Genomic DNA, 16631 nt, shown 5'->3' with positions numbered 1-16631 from the left:
CCCCCTCGCAGTGGTGCACACCCTCGCCAACGCCCGCCGCCTCCACGCGGTGGATGCGACGGCGGCGCGCCTCGGCCTCCATCCGGGACTGACATTGGCGGATGCGCAGGCCCGCGTGCCGGAGCTTCAGGCGGTGGAGGCCGACCCTGCGGCGGACGGCGCCCTGCTCGCCGCCATCGCCTGCTGGTGCGAGCGCTGGACCCCCTTCGTGGCGCTCGCGCCGCCTCATGGCATCGTGCTCGACATCACCGGCTGCGCCCATCTGTTCGCGGGCGAAAAGGCCATGCTCGCCGCCATGGTCGCGCGCCTCACCGCCCAGGGCTTCGCGGTCCAGGGCGCGGTGGCCGGCACCGCCCGCGCGGCGCTGGCCCTCGCCCGCTGGCGCCCCGGCCTCGTGGCCGCGCCGGGGACGGAGGGGGAGGCCGTAGCCGGCCTGCCGGTGGCGGCGCTGGAGCTTGATCCGGAGGCCGAGCGCAGCCTCGCCTATCTCGGCCTTGCCACCATCGGCGACCTTTCGGGCAAGCCCCGGGCCGCCCTCGCCGCCCGCTTCGGCAGCCGGATCGTCAGCCGGCTGGAGGAGATCACCGGCGCGGCCGATGCCCCCATCTCCCCCCTCAATCCCCTGCCAATCTACGTGGCGGAGCGGCGCTTCGCCGAACCCATGGGGGATGAGGAAACCGCCCGCGCCGTGCTCGCCGACCTCGCCCGCGAGCTTGCCGCCGTGCTGGAGCGGCACGGGGAAGGCGGGCGGCGCTTTGCGGCGGCCTTCTTCCGCAGCGACGGCGCCGTGCGGCGGGTGGAGGCGGGCACCGCCGCCCCCCTGCGCGATGCCGCGCGCCTTGCCGGCCTGTTCCGCGAACGGCTTTCGGCGCTGGCCGACCCGCTGGATCCCGGCTTCGGCTATGACGTGATCCGCCTGTCGGTCACCGCCTGCGAACCACTTGCGGCCACCCAGGCCACCTTCGGCGCGGCGCCTGAAGAGGCGGCCCTGTCGGAGCTGGTGGATGTGCTCTCCGCCCGCCTCGGCCCGCGCCGGGTGATGTGCCTTCAGCCGCAGGACAGCCATGTGCCCGAGCGAGCGGCGGCGAGCGTGCCGGCGCAGAAGGGCTGGACCGGGGCCGGCCTTGCCGCATGGCCCGCCCCGACGGCGGAGGGCGCGCCCCTGCCCCGCCCGCCGGCCCTGTTCGCCCATCCCGAGCCGGTGGAGACCCTGGCCGAGGTGCCCGACGGCCCGCCTTTGCGCTTCCGCTGGCGGCGGGTGCTGCACGAGGTGGTGCGCGCCGAGGGGCCGGAGCGCATCGCCGCCGAATGGTGGACCGGGGCGGAAGCGCTGACCCGCGATTATTTCCGCGTGGAGGACAAGGAGGGCCGCCGTTTCTGGCTCTATCGCGCCGGCACCTACGGGCGGGAAACCTCGGAGCCGCGCTGGTTCCTGCACGGGCTGTTCCCATGAATGCCATCGCCCCGGCGCCGGCCTATGCGGAGCTTTGCGCCGCCTCCCATTTCTCCTTCCTGCGCGGGGCGAGCGCGCCGGCGCGGCTGGTGGAGGTCGCGGTCCGCCTCGGCCACTGCGGCCTCGGCATCGCCGATCGCAACACCGTCGCCGGCGTGGTGCGGGCCTATAGCGCGCTGGAAGAGCTGCGCCGCCTGGATGCGGAGGAGAACGCGGGGGATGAAGACGACGCGGAAACCCGCGCCGCCAAGGCCCGTCTCGCCGCGCGGGCACGCGCCTTCCGCCTCGCCACCGGCACCCGCCTCGTCTTCTCAGATAACACGCCGGACATCCTCGCCTATCCGGCGGATCGCGCCGGCTGGGGGCGCCTGTGCCGGCTGCTCACCACCGGCAACCGCCGGGCCAAGAAGGGTGAATGCCACCTCGCCCTCGCCGACCTGCTCGCCGATCCCAGCGACCTGCTGCTGGTGCTCATGCCCGGGCCGGGGGTGGATGGGCTGGCGGAGCGGCTTTCCCCCGCCCTCGCCCGCCTCAAAGAGGCCGTCCCCGGCGCGGTGTGGCTCGCCGCCGACATGCCGTTTGCCGGCGACGACCGGCGCCGCCTCGCCGCGCTGAAGGCATTGGCCGGCGCCCATGGCGTGCCGCTGCTCGCGGTCAACGACGTGCTGTGCGCCACGCCGCGCGAGCGCGACCTGCAGGACATCCTCACCTGCATCCGCGAGGGCACCACCATTTGCGAGGCCGGCCGCCGGCTTCAGGCCAATGCCGAGCGGCACCTGAAGCCCGCCGCCGAGATGGCGCGCCTGTTCAAGGATGCGCCGGAGGCCATCGCGGAGAGCGGCCACCTCTTGTCCCGCATGGATTTCAGCGTGGGCGAGCTGAAATACGAATATCCGGAGGAGCCGGTGCCCCCCGGCTGGACCCCGCAGGCCTGGCTGGAGGAGCTGACCTGGCGCTGCGCGCGGGTGCGGTATCCGGCCGGCCTCCCCCCAAAGGTGGAAAAGCTGTTGGTCGACGAGCTGGCCCTCATCCGGCAGCTTGAATACGCGCCCTATTTCCTCACCATCCACGATATCGTCCGCTTCGCCGAGAGCCGGGGCATCCTGTGCCAGGGGCGCGGCTCGGCGGCCAATTCCGCGGTGTGCTACGTGCTCGGCATCACCGCCGTGGACCCCGCCGACAACGACCTGCTGTTCGCCCGCTTCATCTCCACCGAGCGGCGCGAGCCCCCAGACATCGACGTGGATTTCGAGCACGCGCGGCGCGAGGAGGTGATCCAGCACATCTATGCGAAATACGGCCGCCACCGCGCCGGCATCGTGGCCACCGTCATCCATTATCGCCCGAGGAGCGCCATCCGCGACGTGGGCAAGGCGCTGGGCCTCACCGAGGACATCACCGCCCGCCTCGCCTCCACCCAGTGGGGCAGCTGGGGCCGCGACATCGCCGACAGCCAGATCCGCGAGGCCGGGCTCGACCCCTTAAACCCGCTCATCCGCCGGGCGGTGGACCTCGCCCGCCGCCTCATGGGCGCGCCGCGCCACCTCTCCCAGCATGTGGGCGGCTTCGTGCTCGCCCGCGAACGGCTGGACGACATGGTGCCCATCGGCAACGCCGCCATGGCGGACCGCACCTTCATCGAATGGGACAAGGACGACATCGACGCCTTGCGCCTCATGAAGGTGGATGTGCTGGCGCTCGGCATGCTCACCTGCATCCGCAAGGCCCTCGACCTCATGCGCGACCATGAGGGCATCGACTTCGGCCTCGCCGACGTGCCGGGCGAGCAGAAGGATGTCTACGCCATGCTCTCGCGCGGGGATTCCATCGGCGTGTTCCAGGTGGAGAGCCGGGCCCAGATCAACATGCTGCCGCGCCTGCGCCCGCGCGAATTCTACGACCTCGTCATCCAGGTCGCCATCGTGCGGCCCGGCCCCATCCAGGGCGACATGGTCCACCCCTACCTGCGCCGCCGCAACGGGCAGGAGAAGGTGGACTACCCCTCCCCCGCGCCGGAGCACGGGCCGCCGGACGAACTGCGAGAGGTGCTGAAGAAAACCATGGGCGTGCCCCTGTTCCAGGAGCAGGCCATGAAGCTTGCCATGGTGGCGGCCCGCTTCTCGGATGCGGAGGCCAACCGCCTGCGCCGGGCCATGGCCACCTTCCGTAATCTCGGCACCATCCACGAATTCGAGGCCATGATGGTGGAGCGCATGGTGGCCCGCGGCTACAAGCGCGACTTCGCCCAGCGCTGCTTCGAGCAGATCAAGGGCTTCGGCAGCTATGGCTTTCCCGAGAGCCATGCCGCCTCCTTCGCCAAGCTGGTCTACATCTCGTCCTTCATCAAGTGCCGGCACCCGGCGGTGTTCGCCTGCGCGCTGCTTAACGCCCAGCCCATGGGCTTCTACGCCCCCGCCCAGATCGTGCGCGACGCCCGCGAGCATTCCGTGGAGGTGCGCGCCATCGACATCAACCACAGCCACCACGACAACACGCTGGAGCGCCGCGCCGACGGCGCGCTGGCTTTGCGGCTGGGGTTCCGGCAGGTGGACGGCTTCCATGAAGAATGGGGCGAACGCCTCGTCGCGGCGCGCGACTTGGAGGGGAAAGGACCGGGTTTTTCCAGCGTCGAGGTGCTCGCCCGGCGCGCCCGCCTGCCCACCCGCGCGGTGAAGCTGCTGGCGGATGCGGATGGGTTCCGTTCCCTCGGCCTCGACCGGCGCGCGGCCCTGTGGCACGCTCGCCGCCTGCCGGACGACGACGCTTTGCCCTTATTCGCCGCGGCGGACGCCCGCGAGCTGGGCACGGAGGAGGAGGTGCGCCTGCCGGAGATGGCCCGCTCCGAGCACATCGTCGCCGACTACCAGACGGCGCGTCTTTCCCTGAAGGGGCATCCCATGGGCGAGCTGCGCGACCATTTCCGGGCCGAGCGCATCCTCTCCTGCGCCGAGACCGGCGCGCTGAAGGACGGCGCCTTCGCGCGCACCGCCGGGGTGGTGCTGGTGCGCCAGCGGCCGGGCAACGGCAAGGCCATCTTCATCACGCTGGAGGACGAGACCGGCATCACTAACATCGTCCTGTGGGAGCGCACCTTCGAGCGCTTCCGTCGCGCGGTGATGGGATCGCGCCTGCTCTTGGTGGAAGGCCGGGTGCAGAAGAGCCCGGAGGGGGTGGTGCACCTGATGGCCGAGCGCCTCGTCGACCGCACCGCCGACCTCGCGCTGCTCTCGCGCGTGCGCAAGCCGCAGATGGAGCTGTCGCGGGCCGACGAATTCGCCCATCCCCAACCTCCGCGCCAGCATCCGCGCGACGTGCGGGTGCTGCCGAAATCGCGGGATTTTCATTGACGGCCGAGCCGGGAGGGGTCACACAGCGCGCCCCCCTCCCGGCTCGCGCGCTCAGAAAAAGCCCTTCGACGGCAGGGGCGTGCCCTTCACCAGAAGGGCGCCGATGGCCTGCGCCTTGTAGCTCGCCGGGTTGTGGGCGGCGATGGTGCGGGCGTTGCGCCAGTGGCGGTCGAGGTTGACGCTGCGCTCGGTGGCGGAGGCCCCGCCCGCCTCGAACAGGAGCGTGCCGGCGCGCAGGGACAGCTCGTCCACCACGATCTTGGCCTGCGCCGCCGCCCGCGCCGCATCGGCGGCAAGCGCATCGGCCGGCTCGTTGCGGTCGCGGGCGCGGCTCACCCGATCCAGGGCGTCGGCGGCGGCCAGCACGATGGCCTCGGCGGCAAACGCGTGGCTCGCGATCTGGCCGATGGTCTGCTGCAGGAAGGGGTCGTCCACCGGGTTCGGCGTGGGCGCGTAATAGAAGCTGCGCTTGCGCCGGGTGACCAGCGCGATGGCATCCTCCAGCACGCCGCGCACGATGCCCGCCACCACGGTGGTGAGGAAGAGCTGGGCCTGGGTGTTGGAATAGGCGAGGCCATAGCCGCGGTCCGGCGTGTCGAAGATAGCCTCGTCCGCCTCCACCCGCACGGAATGGAAGCGCGTGGTGCCCGAGCCGGTGAGGCGCTGGCCGGCGCCGTCCCAGTCGTCCACCACCTCCAGCCCCTCGCGCTTGGTGGGGATGATCACCGAGGCGACGCGGCCGTCCCTGGTGCCCGCGCGCACCAGCATGGCGTCGGCGAACAGGGTGCCGGTGCTGTAATATTTCACGCCGTCGAGGCGGAAGCCGTCGCCGTCCGGGCTCAGCACGGTGTCGGTGGGCACGCCGCCGCCGGCGGGGCTGGCATTGGCCTCGGTGCTGGCGAGGCCGAAGATGGCGCCGTCGCGCACCGCCTGCTGCCACGAGCGGCTGCGGCCATCCGTAGGGATGCGGGTGAACTGCTCGGCCACGGTGAAATGATTGCGGAAGATGTGGGCGACGTTGGCATCCGCCGCCGCCAGTTCCAGCGCCAGAGCATAAAGCTCACGGAACGAGGCGCCGGCCCCGCCGTCCTCCTTCGCAAGGCGCAGGGCACCGAAGCGGGCCTCGCGCAGCAGGTCCAATGCCTCGAACGGCAGGATGCGCCGGTGCTCGCGCTCCGAAGAGCCACGCCCGATATGTTCGATAAGGCGCCGCCAGGGCGCAGGATCAGCCACGGGCGGCCCCGAGAGGCGGACGGACACATCGGTGACGGGCTTGTTCATAAGGTCCTCGAAGACTTGAAACGGGCAGAGTGAAGGGGCCCGGCGAAGGGCTCGAAATCAGAATTGCGCGAGATGATCTGACACGGTGATGGGCTCGGGCAGGATCTTGCGCGCCACCAGCCAGTCCGCCGCCTTCTGCAGGTCGGCAACGAAGGTCTTGTCGGTGACGGGGATCAGCTTGTAGGTGCGCCGGCGCTCGATGAACTGGTCGCGGATCACGTCGGAATAGCCGGCGCGCTTCTGCACGATGGTCTCGGCCTCCACCACGTTGGCGTTCACCCACTTGGCCTCCTCCTCATAGGCGGCGGCCACGGCGCGGACGATCTGTGCGTTTTCCTGCGAGAACTTGCGGCTGGTCACATACGAGCTGTAATCGATGTAGAATTCGAGGTCGCGGCCCTCGAGGAAGATGTCGTGGGCCTTGTATTCGAGCCGCGCGATATCGACGCCGGGGCTCCACATGGACCACGCGTCCACCTTGCCGGAGGCCAGCGCCGGGGCGGCGTCCGGCGGGTTGAGATAGACGAACTTCACCTTGGAACGGTCGATGCCGTTCTTCTCCAGCGCCGCCACCAAAAGGAACTCGCCGAGGCCCGAGCGGTTCACCGCCACCGACTTGCCGACGAGGTCCTCCACCTTGTCGATGCCCGAGCCGTCCTTGGCGATGATGGCGGTGGTGCGCGGCTCGTAAAGCACGAACTGGCTGAACACCAGTGGCGAGCCGGCGATGATGGCGGCCAGCGCCGGCGTGGTGGAGCCGCCGAAGCCGAAATCCGCGCTGCCGCCGGTCACCGCCTGCAGGGTCGGGGCGTGGTTGGGGAACGGGCCGAGCCATTCCACCTTGATGCCCTTTTCGGCCAGCGCCTTCTCGAAGGTGCCGCGCTCCTTGGCGATGAGGGTCAGGCCATGAAAGCCCCAGGTCAGGCGCACCGTGTCGGTGTTGCGGGTGTCGGGAGCAGCATTGGCGCCGAACGGCAGCAGGCCGGCGGCGGAGGCGGCGCCTGCAAGGGCAAGGAACTGGCGGCGGGAGGGGGTCAGGAAGGCGGACATGGCTTCTCTCAAAAAAGGGATCAGGCGCTCTTGAGGTCGTCGACGACCCCAAGCTCGGCGAGGAGAATGGCGCGGGTGGCGGCGGGCAGGCCCGGCGCCGACGGCCGGTGCTCGGCCGCGATGGCGCCGCCGCGCATGACCAGGATGCGGTCGGCCAGCGCGATGGCCTCCGCCACGTCGTGGGTGACGAGGAGCACGCCCGGCCGATGCCGCGCGACGAGGTCCTTCACCAGCACATGCATGCGGATGCGGGTGAGCGCGTCGAGCGCCGCGAAGGGCTCGTCCAGCAGCAGCAATTCGGGCTCCTGCACCAGCGCGCGGGCCAGCGCCACCCGCTGGGCCTGCCCGCCGGAGAGGTTGCGCGGCCAGTCGTCGAGCCGGCCGCCGAGGCCCACCTCGGCGAGCGCGGCGGCGGCCTTCTCGCGCGCGCCCTCGGCGGGCAGCCCGAGGGCCACGTTGCGCCACAGGCTGTCCCACGGCAAAAGGCGCGGTTCCTGGAACACCACCGCCGGGCGCTTAGGTGCCTCGATGCGGCCGCCGTCGATGGGGTCGAGGCCGGCAAGCGCCCGCAGCAGGGTGGTCTTGCCGCAGCCGCTCTCGCCCAGAAGCGCCACGAACTCGCCGCGCCTGATGGTGAGGTCGAGCCGGTCGATGACAACCCGCGTCCCATAGGCCCGGCGCAGGCCGGACACGCGCACCGCGGCGGCGTCCTGAAGGGCGCTCATCGGGCCGCTCCGCTGAAATTGGGATGCCAGGCCAGCAGCCGCCGCTCCAGCAGCCGGGCGATGGAATCCGCCACCACGCCGATGAGCGCGTAGATGACGATGGTGAGCACCACCACGTCGGTGCGCAGGAATTCGCGCGCATCCATGGCGAGGAAGCCGATGCCGGCCTGGGCGCCGATGGTCTCCGCCACCACCAGCGCCAGCCACGCGGTGGCCAGCGAATAGCGCACGCCGGTGAGGATGGAGGGCAAGGCCCCCGGCAGGATGATGCGGGTGATCATCTGCGCCGTGGACAGGCCCTGCACCCGGCCCAGCTCCAGCAACTTGCCGTCCACCTGCCGGATGCCGAGCGTGGTGTTGATGTAGATGGGGAAGGCGACGCCCAGCGCCACCAGGAAGATCTTCTGCCCCTCCCCCACGCCGAACCACACGATGACCAGCGGCAGCAACGCTAGGAAGGGAATGGCGCGCACCATCTGCACGCTGCGGTCGATGAGCGCCTCGGCGAGGCGGGAGAAACCCACCAGAATGCCCAGCACGAAGGCAATGCTGCCGCCGAGGACGAAGCCCACCGCCGCGCGCAGCAGGCTGGTGCCGAGATCGGTCAGCAGCGAGCCGGCGGTGGCGAGGCGCCACGCCGTGCGCACCACCTTGCTGGGAGCCGGCAGCACCTGCGGGGTGACATAGCCGGTCTGGGCGAGGATTTCCCACACCGCCACCAGCAGCAGCGGCGCCAGCCAGGACAAAGCCAGCAGGGCGCGCGGGCTGAACACACGGGCCTGCCGCATGGGCGGCGCGGCGGGCGCAGTGGGCTCCCTTGCGGCAAGGCCCGGCAGGGCGAGGGTTGCGGTGTGGTCGGCTTGGCTCACGATGACCTCGGGCACAAAGAGAGGGCGACTCAGACCGCCTGCGACTGGCGAAGCTCGATGCGCGGCGGCGCGGCGCGGCCGAGACGCGGGAACACCTCCTGCGCGAAGCGGGCAAGCTCGACAGTGAGCGGCTGGAACTGCAGCATGAACAATTCGATGCCGGCGGCATGGAAGGCGCGGATGCGCTCGGCCACCTGGTCGTAGCTGCCCACCAGCCCGGCCGCCGTGCCGCCATTGGTGCCCACGCGTTCCGACTTGGCGAAGGTCTTCACCATGACCACGTTGGGATCGGTCCGGGCGGCCTGGGCGGCGCGCACGCTCGCATCCCTGGCGGCCAGCGCCGCGAGCCGCTGGTATTCCTCCTGCGCCTCCCGCTCGGTGTCGCGGGCGATGACGAAGGCGGCAAGGCCGAACGACAAAGGCGCCAGCGTGCGCGGCCGACGCCTCAGGTCGGCGATGAAGGCGGTCACGTCCTCCAGCGGCTGGCCGTTGATGAAGAACACGTCCGCCGCATCCGCCGCCAGCGCGCGGGCGGGCTCGGATTCCCCGCCGAGATAGATGCGTGGGCGGGCGCGGTGGAGGTCCTTCGGGGTCAGCAGATAATCGGTGAGGGCGAAATTCTCGCCCTTATGGGTCACGCTCTCGCCGCGGATGAGCCGCTCCACCACGGTGATCCACTCGCGGCCATAGGCGTAGCGCTCGTCATGCTCGCCGAAGGGGATGCCGGCCTTCTCGAATTCCGCCCGGTTCCAGGCGTTGACGAGATTGAAGGCGAACCGCCCGCGCGAGATGTTCTCGATCTGCAGCGCCATCTTCGCCAGCACCACCGGGTGGTAGAGATAGGGCTTGATGGCGGCGATGATCTCGATGCGGCTGGTGAGGGCCGCCAGCGCGGCGGAGGCGGTCCAGGCCTCGAGCTGGTCGTGGTCCGGCAGGTGCGGGTTCACCGTGTGCTGCGCCACCAGCGTCGCGTCATATCCCAGCGCCTCGGCCTGGAGCACGGTGTCGCGATTGTGCTCCCACGATGCATTGAACGGCTCGGCCGGATCCTGCAGCGCCGCGCGCGGCCCGTGGACGGGCGCCCAGACGCCGATGCGGAGGGGAGGGACGGACATGGCTTACCCTTTAGTCAATTATTTTTATAAAAAAGATCGATATAAAGAATGTGTCAAGCCGCAACGGCGTCACAGCGCCTTCAGGAAGGCCACCAGCGCCGCCTTTTCCCCAGCGGTGAGGCCCAGCGGTCGCAGGTGCGGGGAGCGCCGGGCGGCCTCGCCGTAAAGCGGGCGCGCGGCCTCCCGGGCGTTGCGCGCCCACACCTCGCCGCCGCCCCGGTCGTAGAGGTTCACCACCCCCTCCAGGGTCGGGAACAGGCCGTTGTGCATGAAGGGCGGGCTCTCGCTCACATGGCGCAGGGACACCGTGCGGAAGCGCCCCGCATCGTCGGCAGCGCCGGTGACGCTGAAGCGGCCGAGGTCCTGCGCCGGCTCGCCGAAGAAGGAGAGGCGCAGATTGTGGAAGCCCTCGTCGGTGAGGCGCGGGCCGAAATGGCAATTGGCGCAGCGCGCCTTGGTGCGGAAGAGGTGGAGGCCGGACACTTCCGTATCGCTCAGCGCGGCGCGGTCGCCGGCCATGAAGCGGTCGAAACGGGTGAGCGTATCCAGCGTCTCCAGATAGGCGACCAGCGCAGCCGCGAGCGTGCGGGGGGAAGCGCCCTCCGCCCCGAACAGGCGCGTGAAATCGGCGGTATGGGCACTGGCCCCAAGACGCGCGATCACCGGGGCGAGGCTGGTGTTTCCCATCTCGTCGGCGGCGGTGAGGGGGGCGAGGACGCGGGCGGAAAGGTTCCCGCCGCCGCCGTCCCAGTCGAGGCGCGGACGGCCGGCGACGGCAAACAGCGCCGGCGGATTGCGCCGCCCCGGCGCACCGCCGATGCCCCGCCCCACCGCCTCCGGCACGCTGAAGCCGTGGGCGGGATCATGGCAGGAGGCGCAGGCGATGCGCCCGTCGGCGGAAAGCAGCGGATCGCGGAACAACCGCCCGCCCAATTCCGCCTCAGGCGAGTGCCGCGCAGGCGGCGGCGCGGCGGCGAGTTCCACGAAGGCAACGCCGGGATCGATCCACGGCGCCGGCCATGTCTGGGGCGGGCCGGCATAGGCCACGCGCACGCTTTCCCGACCGCGGTCTTGCGCCAGCGCGGGGAGAAGGCCGGCCAGCGCCACAAGACCCGCCGCGATGGCCGCCGTACAGGTGAGCCGTCGCCTCAATGGCAATCCGCCGCCACCTGATCGCGATAGACCTCGAACGATACGGTGGAGGCCCATTTCTCGCGCCGCGCCTGCCATGTCTGGGAATTCGACAGGGGCTTGAGGGCGCCTTCAACCGCCTCGGCAAGGCCCGCCGCGTCGGGAGCGACGGCGACGACCAGGTCCGTGGGCTCCACCGCCGGCAGGGTCGCGGAGAATTTCTGCCACGACATCTTGCCGAACAGAGGATCGAGCAGCGCCCGGTCATGCAGGGCGGCGTCGCATTCGCCGGTGCGCACCGACATGAGCGCCTGCGCCGGGGCGCGCAACACCCGCACCTGCGCCCCCAGCCGCACGGCCAAAGCGAGGCCATGCGCATTGGCCTCGGTCACGCAGACGGTGCGGCCCTGAAGCGCGCTCCACGCCTTGAGCGGCCGGTCCGAGCGCATGGCAAGGCTGAGGCCGGAGGAGAAGCCCGTCTCCACCACCCGGGCGCGGCGGCGCAGGGGATCCTCGGCACCGGCGCGGGTCACCACCAGATCCACCTCGCCGGTCTTAAGCGCCTGCTCGGCGGCCTCGGGCGCGACGTGCACGAGTTGGAGTTCGGCCGCGAGCGCGCCGGCGAGCACGGCGGCCAGATCCAGCTCGAATCCCTCCTCCACGTAGAGCCGCATGTCGGGGGTGTCCGGCGGCGGCAGCCAGGCGACGCCCACCCGCAGCGGCCGGCCGGAAAAATCCGGTACCGGGCCGCGCGCCCCCGCCGGGACCACGGCAAATCCCGCCGCGACCAGCGCCGCCGCGACGAGGCAAACCAGCGCGACACCCCCGAGCAGCAGACGGAAAACGGACCGGCGTGGACGCAGGATCAAGGACATGAGCACGGGCACCCGAAGCGAAAATTCGCGAAGCGACAGAAGAGATTGCGGACCGCCTCCCCGCCCCGTCCACCGCCCCGGCGCCAGAATGGACGCAGGGGCGGTGGAGGGCTTGAAAGCCGGATTGCTATTTTATATAAAATCTGTCGATTATATGTACATTGCAAGCCATTCTTGGCCTGCCCGCCTCATTTCATCCCCGAGAGACGCTCATGCCCCACCAGCCCTCCCATGCCCGCGCCGTCCGGCCCGGCCTCCTCGCCGCAGCCCTGGCCCTGACCCTCGCCGCACCGACCCTCACCCCGGCGCGCGCCGAGGAGGTGCTGCCCTCCATCAATCTCCAGCTCACGCCCTGGACCGTGATCGCGCAGGAGAAGGGTTTCTTCAAAGACGCCTTCGACAAGATCGGCACCACCAAGGTGAACCTCATCGCCTCAGGCGCGGCCGACCTGCTCGGCGCCGAGGCGGCGGCGGTGAACGGCGGGGCCATCGCCATCGCCCAGCGCATGATCTATCCGGCCACCGTCCACCGGGCCAACGGCCTCGACGGCGTCATCATCTGGGCGTCCGAGCCCTCCAACCGCTACCGCGCGCCCATCCTCGCCCGCGCCGACAACGACAAGATCAATTCGGTGGCCGACCTCGACGGCAAGAAGTTCGGATCGAGCCGCATCTCCTGCTACTGGTCCTCGCCGTTCGAAGTGACCACCAAGGCCGGCCTGCCCTTCGATTCGCGCGACAAGCCGGGCCGCATCCGCTACACCTCCATCGACAATGCGGCGGTGGCCATCTCTTCCGTGCTCTCGGGCGCGACGGACGCCACCACGGCGCATCTGGCCGCCGGCGCCTTCGCCGGCGCGTGGCTCTCCGGCAAGCTCAAGGTGGTGGGCCGCTCGCCCGACGACGGCGTCTATGTGAACAACGCCGGCCGCGTCACCTACTTTGCCCGCCGCGATTTCGTGAACAAGTATCCGCAGGTGGTCAAAGCCTTCCTGGCCGCCCGCGAGCGCACCCGCGAATGGGCCTCCGACCACGTGGACGAGGCGGCCGAGATCGTCGCCGACAAGACCCGCGTGCCGCTGGAAGTGGCCAAGTTCCAGATCACCCACGCGGGTGAGTGGGAATTCATGGCCGGCGAGCCCAATGCCGACCGCGCCCGCACCGCCATCAAGACCTTCCAGGCCTGGTACGTGGAAAACGGCGACGACATCCTCGCCGAGCGCGGCCTGACCAGCGCCCAGATCGACGCCTTCATCGACGGGCGCTTCTTCGTGGGCGGCCAGTACTCCATCTACAACTGACGAAACGGCGCCGGGACACGCTCCCGGCGCTCTTCCTTGAAGATATTTGCGCGATCCGGACATTCAGCACATGGCCAATACATCGGAGACCATCGAAGCCGCGGCGGTCGAGGCCGGCACGGTCGATCGCCCGGCGCCGCGGTTCGCCGGTGGCCTGTTCGGCGCGCGGCGGCCCAATTTCATCGGCTTCATCCTGCCCTTCGCCATTCTGGTGCTGTGGCAGACCGCGGCGGCCAACAAGTGGATCGATCCGGTCTTCCTGCCGGCGCCGGTCACCGTGGTGACAGCGTTCTGGAAGATGCTGACCAAGCAGCATCTGGCCTTCGACTTCCTCGCCTCCATCAATATTGTGGGGCAGGCTTTCCTCTACGGCTCGGTGGCGGCGATCATCCTCGGCATCGCGGCCGGGCTCTCGCGCAAGGTGGAGCAGTTCTTCGGGCCCACCTTCGACACCATCCGCCACATTCCCGGCATCGCCTGGCTGCCGCTGATCGTGCTGTGGCTCGGCATCGGCGCCCCCGCAAAGGTACTGGTCATCGCCAAGTCGGTGTTCTTCCCGGTGTTCCTGAATACGCTGCAGGGCATCCGCAACGTGGAGAAGAACTATATCGAACTGGCCAAGGTCCTCACCCTCACCCGCTGGCAGCTGGTGCGCAAGGTGATCGTGCCCGCCGCCATGCCCTCTATCATGGTCTCGCTGCGCTACGCGGCGGGCCTTGCCTGGGCGCTGGTGGTGGTGGCGGAAGGCCTTTCGGGCCTCGAGGGCCTCGGCTTCCTCATCTTCCGCGCGCAAGGCCTGCTGCTCACCGACCAGTTGCTGGTGTGCATGGTCATCATCGGCCTCGTGGGCTTCGCCATCGACCGCTCCATGTATATCGCCCAGAAGCGGGTGCTGAAGTGGAAGCAGGGCTACGACGGCTGACCCCAGAACCTTAGGAGCCAGACCATGGCCACCCCCGGACATCTTGAATTCCGCAACGTGTCGAAGACCTATGCCCTGCCCGGCCGGCCCCTCGTCAACGTGCTCTCCCATGTGAGCTTCGACGTGGAACCCGGCGCCTTCGTCACCATCGTGGGGCCGAGCGGGTGCGGGAAATCCACCCTGCTGCGCCTCGTGGTGGGGCTGGACGAGGATTATCGCGGCGACATCCTGCTCAACGGCCGGCGCATCACCGGCACCTCGCTCACGCGGGGCATCGTGTTCCAGGACCACCGCCTCCTGCCCTGGCTGACGCTGGAGCAGAACATCGGCCTCAGCCTCGAGAATTCCGGCTGGAGCCAGAAGGAGAAGGCCGAGGCGGTGGCCGAGCATATCGCCCTCGTGGGCCTTTCCGGCTTCCAGAAGGCCTATCCGCATGAATTGTCCGGCGGCATGGCCCAGCGCGGCGCGATCGCCCGCGGCCTCGCCAGCCGGCCGGAAATCCTGCTGCTCGACGAGCCTCTGGGCGCGCTCGACGCCCTCACCCGCGTGCATCTGCAGGCCGAGATCCAGCGCATCTGGGAGACCGAGGGCACCACCATGATCCTCGTCACCCACGACGTGGAGGAGGCGGTCTATCTCAGCCACCGGGTGGTGGTGATGAGCGCCAATCCCGGCCGCGTGGTGGAGGACCTCACCATCGACCTGCCCTTCCCCCGCGACCGGGCGGATGGCGAATTCGTCGCGCTGAAGCGGCGCATCCTCGCCGCCATGGGCGAGGATGGCGGCTCCCGGCGGGACGCGGCGTGATGGGCGCCGCCCTCCGAAGTGCCGCATTCGCCGCCATGCTGCTTGCCGCCCTGCCGGCCGCCGCCATGGACACCGCCCCCTCCACCGACCTGCCCGACCTCTCGCAGAGCCGGGCGGCCATCTATGCCGGGGATTATGAGCGGGCGCTGGCGCTGTTGATGCCGCTGACGGCCACGGTGCGCCATGCCGATCTCTACAATCTCATCGCCTTCGCCAACCGCAACCTGAAGCGCTACGACGAGGCGGCGCGCTGGTACAAGGAAGCCCTCTACTACGATCCCGCCCATCGCCCGGCGCTGGAATATCAGGGCGAGCTTTTCATCGCGATCGGCGACTTCAAGAAGGCCGAGAAGAACCTCGAGCTGATCCGCCTGCTCTGCTACCCGAAGGGCTGCGAAGAGGCCGACAAGCTGCGCGACGCCCTGCGCGCGGCCGGCAGAAACCCTGCATCCTGAACGCCCGTGCGCCTGCAAACGGCTGCGACGGCACGGCTCACACCTGATTTAACAAGTTCTATTGACATTATGCATAATTACCCGTCATTTTCAGGGAAATGACGGAGCTTCCCATGAGTCATCCCACCCCCGCCGCGCAGAGCCCGGACATCTTCTGGTTCATCCCCACCCACGGCGACGGCGCCTATCTGGGGTCGGAGACGCGGCAGCGCCCGCCGGAATTCGCCTATTTCCGGGAGGTGGCGCAGGCGGTGGACCGGCTCGGCTTCAAGGGCGTGCTCCTGCCCACCGGCCAGAGCTGCGAGGACAGCTGGATCACCGCCGCCGGCCTTGCCACCGCCACCGAGCGGCTGAAATTCCTGGTGGCGCTGCGCCCCGGCGTCACCACCCCGGCGTTTGCCGCGCGGCAGGCGACGGCTCTCGACCGGCTCAGCGACGGGCGGCTCCTGCTTAACGTGGTGGTGGGCGGCAATCCGCCGGAACTCGCCGCCGACGGCATCTTCCTCGACCATGACGCCCGCTACGCCCAGGCCGACGAATTCCTCTCCATCTGGCGCGATCTGGTGGCCGGCAAGGTCGTGGACCATACCGGCCCCTATTATCGGGTGGAGCACGGCCGGCTGGACTTCCCGGTGGTGCAGCAGCCCCACCCGCCCCTGTGGTTCGGCGGCTCATCGGAAGCCGGGCACGAGGTGGCGGCCGAGCACACCAGCGTCTACCTCTCCTGGGGCGAGCCGCCCCATGTGCTGAAAGACAAGCTCGCCGACGTGCAGGCGCGCGCCGCCCGGCGCGGGCGCACGCTGAAGTTCGGCCTGCGCATCCATTTCATCGTGCGCGAGACCGAGGCCGAGGCCTGGGCCGCCGCCGACAGGCTGATTTCCCAGGTCTCCGACGAGCAGATCGAAAGCGCGCAGCAGCGCTTCAAGGTGGAGATGGATTCTGTGGGGCAGGCGCGCATGGCCGCGCTGCAGCCCGGCGATCGCAACAAGCTGGAGATCGCGCCCAACCTGTGGGCCGGCATCGGCCTGGTGCGGCGCGGCGCCGGCACCGCGCTGGTGGGCGACCCCAAGAGCGTCGCCGCCCGCATCCGCGAATATCAGGAGATCGGCATCGAGACCTTCATCGGCTCGGGCTATCCGCACCTGGAAGAGGCCTATCGCGTCGCCGAGCTGCTGTTCCCCGAGCTTGGCATCGACGGTCGCCGCCGCAAGGTTTCCGACAATATCGTCAATGAGTTCGCCGTGGGCTCCCACCGCGCGGAGCGGCGTCGCGCCGCCGTGTCCTGAGCCTCGAGGAGATG

At 69.8% G+C, this 16631-nt stretch carries 14 protein-coding genes; 7 read left to right on the top strand and 7 right to left on the bottom strand.

Features of this window, described 5'->3' with window-relative positions:
* Positions 1 to 10 precede the first annotated feature (10 nt).
* Together FZ033_RS08585 and FZ033_RS08580 are read left to right on the top strand one after the other, a co-directional pair.
* Positions 11 to 1453, top strand: a complete 1443-nt coding sequence (locus tag FZ033_RS08585; protein WP_149575729.1) for a DinB/UmuC family translesion DNA polymerase — start codon at positions 11 to 13, stop codon at positions 1451 to 1453.
* Positions 1450 to 4800, top strand: a complete 3351-nt coding sequence (locus FZ033_RS08580) for an error-prone DNA polymerase (protein WP_149575728.1) — start codon at positions 1450 to 1452, stop codon at positions 4798 to 4800. The genes FZ033_RS08585 and FZ033_RS08580 overlap by 4 nt, the downstream gene beginning before the upstream one ends.
* A gap of 51 nt (positions 4801 to 4851) precedes the next feature.
* Here the strand turns inward: FZ033_RS08580 and FZ033_RS08575 are convergent, their stop codons facing one another.
* The 7 genes from FZ033_RS08575 to FZ033_RS08545 form a co-directional block, all read right to left on the bottom strand.
* On the bottom strand, positions 4852 to 6081 hold the full coding sequence (locus tag FZ033_RS08575; protein WP_149575727.1) for an acyl-CoA dehydrogenase family protein: 1230 nt from the start codon (positions 6079 to 6081) through the stop codon (positions 4852 to 4854).
* A gap of 57 nt (positions 6082 to 6138) precedes the next feature.
* Complete coding sequence (locus tag FZ033_RS08570; RefSeq protein WP_149575726.1) at positions 6139 to 7131, bottom strand: NrtA/SsuA/CpmA family ABC transporter substrate-binding protein; 993 nt, start codon at positions 7129 to 7131, stop codon at positions 6139 to 6141.
* Positions 7132 to 7151: 20 nt separating this feature from the next.
* Complete coding sequence (locus tag FZ033_RS08565; protein ID WP_149575725.1) at positions 7152 to 7856, bottom strand: ABC transporter ATP-binding protein; 705 nt, start codon at positions 7854 to 7856, stop codon at positions 7152 to 7154.
* On the bottom strand, positions 7853 to 8644 hold the full coding sequence (locus tag FZ033_RS08560) for an ABC transporter permease subunit (protein WP_149575811.1): 792 nt from the start codon (positions 8642 to 8644) through the stop codon (positions 7853 to 7855). Before FZ033_RS08560 ends, FZ033_RS08565 begins: the two co-directional genes overlap by 4 nt.
* A 110-nt stretch (positions 8645 to 8754) precedes the next feature.
* Positions 8755 to 9840, bottom strand: a complete 1086-nt coding sequence (locus tag FZ033_RS08555) for an LLM class flavin-dependent oxidoreductase (RefSeq protein WP_149575724.1) — start codon at positions 9838 to 9840, stop codon at positions 8755 to 8757.
* A 69-nt stretch (positions 9841 to 9909) separates the two neighbouring features.
* Entirely contained in the window at positions 9910 to 10998 is a 1089-nt protein-coding gene (locus FZ033_RS08550; protein WP_149575723.1) for a cytochrome-c peroxidase, read from the bottom strand.
* Complete coding sequence (locus tag FZ033_RS08545) at positions 10989 to 11846, bottom strand: transporter substrate-binding domain-containing protein (RefSeq protein WP_149575722.1); 858 nt, start codon at positions 11844 to 11846, stop codon at positions 10989 to 10991. The genes FZ033_RS08550 and FZ033_RS08545 overlap by 10 nt, the downstream gene beginning before the upstream one ends.
* A gap of 212 nt (positions 11847 to 12058) precedes the next feature.
* On the opposite strand from FZ033_RS08545, the gene FZ033_RS08540 reads away from it, so the two are divergent.
* The 5 genes from FZ033_RS08540 (at position 12059) to ssuD (ending at position 16617) form a co-directional block, all read left to right on the top strand.
* The gene (locus FZ033_RS08540; RefSeq protein ID WP_149575721.1) at positions 12059 to 13147 is read left to right on the top strand and encodes an ABC transporter substrate-binding protein; all 1089 of its coding nucleotides are present in this window, start codon (positions 12059 to 12061) and stop codon (positions 13145 to 13147) included.
* Positions 13148 to 13217: 70 nt separating this feature from the next.
* Positions 13218 to 14069, top strand: a complete 852-nt coding sequence (locus FZ033_RS08535; RefSeq protein WP_149575720.1) for an ABC transporter permease — start codon at positions 13218 to 13220, stop codon at positions 14067 to 14069.
* Positions 14070 to 14093: 24 nt separating this feature from the next.
* A complete protein-coding gene (locus FZ033_RS08530; protein WP_138397983.1) occupies positions 14094 to 14876 on the top strand; it encodes an ABC transporter ATP-binding protein in 783 nt (260 codons plus the stop codon).
* On the top strand, positions 14876 to 15331 hold the full coding sequence (locus FZ033_RS08525; RefSeq protein WP_232847383.1) for a tetratricopeptide repeat protein: 456 nt from the start codon (positions 14876 to 14878) through the stop codon (positions 15329 to 15331). The genes FZ033_RS08530 and FZ033_RS08525 overlap by 1 nt, the downstream gene beginning before the upstream one ends.
* Before the next feature lie 113 nt (positions 15332 to 15444).
* The gene (gene ssuD / locus FZ033_RS08520; RefSeq protein ID WP_149575718.1) at positions 15445 to 16617 is read left to right on the top strand and encodes an FMNH2-dependent alkanesulfonate monooxygenase; all 1173 of its coding nucleotides are present in this window, start codon (positions 15445 to 15447) and stop codon (positions 16615 to 16617) included.
* Positions 16618 to 16631 lie beyond the last annotated feature (14 nt).

The organism is Xanthobacter oligotrophicus (assembly GCF_008364685.1).
Taxonomy (GTDB): Bacteria; Pseudomonadota; Alphaproteobacteria; order Rhizobiales; family Xanthobacteraceae; genus Xanthobacter; species Xanthobacter oligotrophicus.
The sequence above is the reverse complement of the archived record's forward strand: the minus strand, read 5'-3'. Positions and strand labels throughout refer to the sequence as shown.

What these genes read in the sequence shown, in the direction of transcription:
- FZ033_RS08535 (WP_149575720.1), top strand. Translation starts at nt 13,218, where the DNA reads ATGGCCAATACATCGGAGACCATCGAAGCCGCGGCGGTCGAGGCCGGC.
- FZ033_RS08555 (WP_149575724.1), bottom strand. Translation starts at nt 9,840, where the DNA reads ATGTCCGTCCCTCCCCTCCGCATCGGCGTCTGGGCGCCCGTCCACGGG.
- ssuD (WP_149575718.1), top strand. Translation starts at nt 15,445, where the DNA reads ATGAGTCATCCCACCCCCGCCGCGCAGAGCCCGGACATCTTCTGGTTC.
- FZ033_RS08545 (WP_149575722.1), bottom strand. Translation starts at nt 11,846, where the DNA reads ATGTCCTTGATCCTGCGTCCACGCCGGTCCGTTTTCCGTCTGCTGCTC.
- FZ033_RS08525 (WP_232847383.1), top strand. Translation starts at nt 14,876, where the DNA reads ATGGGCGCCGCCCTCCGAAGTGCCGCATTCGCCGCCATGCTGCTTGCC.
- FZ033_RS08530 (WP_138397983.1), top strand. Translation starts at nt 14,094, where the DNA reads ATGGCCACCCCCGGACATCTTGAATTCCGCAACGTGTCGAAGACCTAT.
- FZ033_RS08560 (WP_149575811.1), bottom strand. Translation starts at nt 8,644, where the DNA reads ATGCGGCAGGCCCGTGTGTTCAGCCCGCGCGCCCTGCTGGCTTTGTCC.
- FZ033_RS08580 (WP_149575728.1), top strand. Translation starts at nt 1,450, where the DNA reads ATGAATGCCATCGCCCCGGCGCCGGCCTATGCGGAGCTTTGCGCCGCC.
- FZ033_RS08575 (WP_149575727.1), bottom strand. Translation starts at nt 6,081, where the DNA reads ATGAACAAGCCCGTCACCGATGTGTCCGTCCGCCTCTCGGGGCCGCCC.
- FZ033_RS08570 (WP_149575726.1), bottom strand. Translation starts at nt 7,131, where the DNA reads ATGTCCGCCTTCCTGACCCCCTCCCGCCGCCAGTTCCTTGCCCTTGCA.
- FZ033_RS08565 (WP_149575725.1), bottom strand. Translation starts at nt 7,856, where the DNA reads ATGAGCGCCCTTCAGGACGCCGCCGCGGTGCGCGTGTCCGGCCTGCGC.
- FZ033_RS08540 (WP_149575721.1), top strand. Translation starts at nt 12,059, where the DNA reads ATGCCCCACCAGCCCTCCCATGCCCGCGCCGTCCGGCCCGGCCTCCTC.